Genomic DNA, 2,500 nt, shown 5'->3' on the forward strand with positions numbered 1-2,500 from the left:
CCGCCCCAGTCAAACTACCCACCATACACTGTCCCGAATCCGGCTTACGGACTGCGGTTAGACATCCATATCGGTAAGGGTGGTATTTCAAGGATGGCTCCACAGAGGCTAGCGCCCCTGCTTCAAAGCCTACCACCTATCCTACACATACAGATACAAATGCCAGTGTAAAGCTATAGTAAAGGTGCACGGGGTCTTTCCGTCTAACCGCAGGAACCCCGCATCTTCACGGGGAGTTCAATTTCACTGAGTCTACGTTGGAGACAGCGGGGAAGTCGTTACGCCATTCGTGCAGGTCGGAACTTACCCGACAAGGAATTTCGCTACCTTAGGACCGTTATAGTTACGGCCGCCGTTTACTGGGGCTTCAATTCAATGCTTGCACATCTCCTCTTAACCTTCCAGCACCGGGCAGGCGTCAGACCCTATACGTCGTCTTGCGACTTCGCAGAGCCCTGTGTTTTTGGTAAACAGTCGCTACCCCCTGGTCTGTGCCACCCTCTAACGGTTGCCCGCTAAAGGGTCACGCTTCTTCCGAAGTTACGCGTGCAATTTGCCGAGTTCCTTCAACGTAGTTCTCTCAAGCGCCTTAGTATTCTCTACCAGTCCACCTGTGTCGGTTTCGGGTACGGTCTATATGTGGGAGCTATTTCCTGGAACTGCTTCACTGCAAGATCAATCCAATAAGACCTTACAATACACGCAATCCGTCACTACCCACAGGTCCACGAATATTAACGTGGTTCCCATCGACTACGCCTTTCGGCCTCGCCTTAGGGGCCGACTCACCCTGCTCAGATTAACTTTAAGCAGGAACCCTTGGACTTTCGGCGAGGGAGTCTCTCACTCCCTTTATCGTTACTCATGTCAGCATTCTCACTTCCGATACCTCCAGGAGCTCTCACGAGTCTCCCTTCACAGGCTTACGGAACGCTCCGCTACCACTTACTCCAAAAGGAGTAAATCCACAGCTTCGGTGTATGGCTTTAGCCCCGTTACATTTTTGGCGCAGGGACCCTTATTTAGACCAGTGAGCTGTTACGCTTTCTTTAAATGGTGGCTGCTTCTAAGCCAACATCCTGGTTGTTTTGGGATCCTCACATCCTTTCCCACTTAGCCATAACTTGGGGACCTTAGATGGTGGTCAGGGTTGTTTCCCTCTCCACGACGGACGTTAGCACCCGCCGTGTGTCTGCTAGTTAGTTCTTCCAGGTATTCGGAGTTTGGTTAGGTTTGGTAATCCGGTGAGGACCCCTAGCCCATCCAGTGCTCTACCCCCTGGAGAATTCGACTAACGCTCTACCTAAATAGATTTCGCGGAGAACCAGCTATTTCCGAGTTTGATTGGCCTTTCACCCCTAGCCACAAGTCATCCCAATCTATTGCAACAGATACGGGTTCGGCCCTTCAGTAAGTGTTACCTTACCTTCAGCCTGCTCATGGCTAGATCACTCGGTTTCGGGTCTAATCCAACGAACTAAACGCCCTATTCAGACTCGCTTTCGCTACGCCTACACCTATCGGCTTAAGCTTGCTCGTTGGACTAAGTCGCTGACCCATTATACAAAAGGTACGCCGTCACCCAGAACAAATCTTGGGCTCCGACTGTTTGTAGGCATCCGGTTTCAGGTACTTTTTCACTCCCCTTGTCGGGGTACTTTTCACCTTTCCCTCACGGTACTGGTTCGCTATCGGTCATGCACGAGTACTTAGGCTTGGATCGTGGTCGACCCATATTCAGACAGGATTTCACGTGTCCCGCCCTACTCAAGGACTTAAAGAAGAGTTACGTATACGGGACTATCACCCACTTTGGTTCGACTTTCCAGTCGATTCTACTTTTCTTTCTTCAAGCCACTGGCCTGGTCCGCTTTCGCTCGCCACTACTAACGGAGTCTCGTTTGATGTCCTTTCCTACAGGTACTTAGATGTTTCAGTTCCCTGCGTTTGCTTCTTACACCCTATTTTATTCAGGTGTAGATACCTTTATCTGACGACTAGAAAATTAAACTGTTTGTAAAAAAACAGCTTAACTTTTCCAGCCATCAAAGGTGGGTTGCCCCATTCGGAAATCTACGGATCAAAGGGTATTCGCACCTCCCCGTAGCTTATCGCAGCGTATCACGTCCTTCATCGCCTGTGCATGCCAAGGCATCCACCAAATGCCCTTAAGACACTTGATCGTTCTCATTGCCAATATTCATCCAACAATCACTATAAACCACCAGGAATGTTTCACTATTTGCCATTACTGAGTTGTTTACTTATTGTTTCTCTGTTTGTCCGCATTCTCTGTCTTGTGCAAAACTAAGCGCAAAACAAACATAAATATCAGCAGAAAAGACCAGCTTCTCGAGATATATTCAATGGCGCGGTTAAGCTTCCAATCATATGCAAGGGCTTTGAGCGTTCCCTTGCGACAAATGATTTTTTACAGTTTTATCTATTTTTCATAGCTTTATCTTTAAGCCTCTCTTTAAAGAAAATTTCTTTAAAGACA

Annotated in this window: 1 rRNA gene; it reads right to left on the reverse strand. The window is 48.3% G+C overall.

The features are described 5' to 3' along the window. A 23S ribosomal RNA gene (locus ABD909_RS07255) occupies positions 1-2,183 on the reverse strand; the annotation flags it as partial. Positions 2,184-2,500 lie beyond the last annotated feature (317 nt).

This window comes from Bartonella acomydis (genome assembly GCF_039543025.1).
In the GTDB taxonomy this organism is placed as follows: domain Bacteria; phylum Pseudomonadota; class Alphaproteobacteria; order Rhizobiales; family Rhizobiaceae; genus Bartonella; species Bartonella acomydis.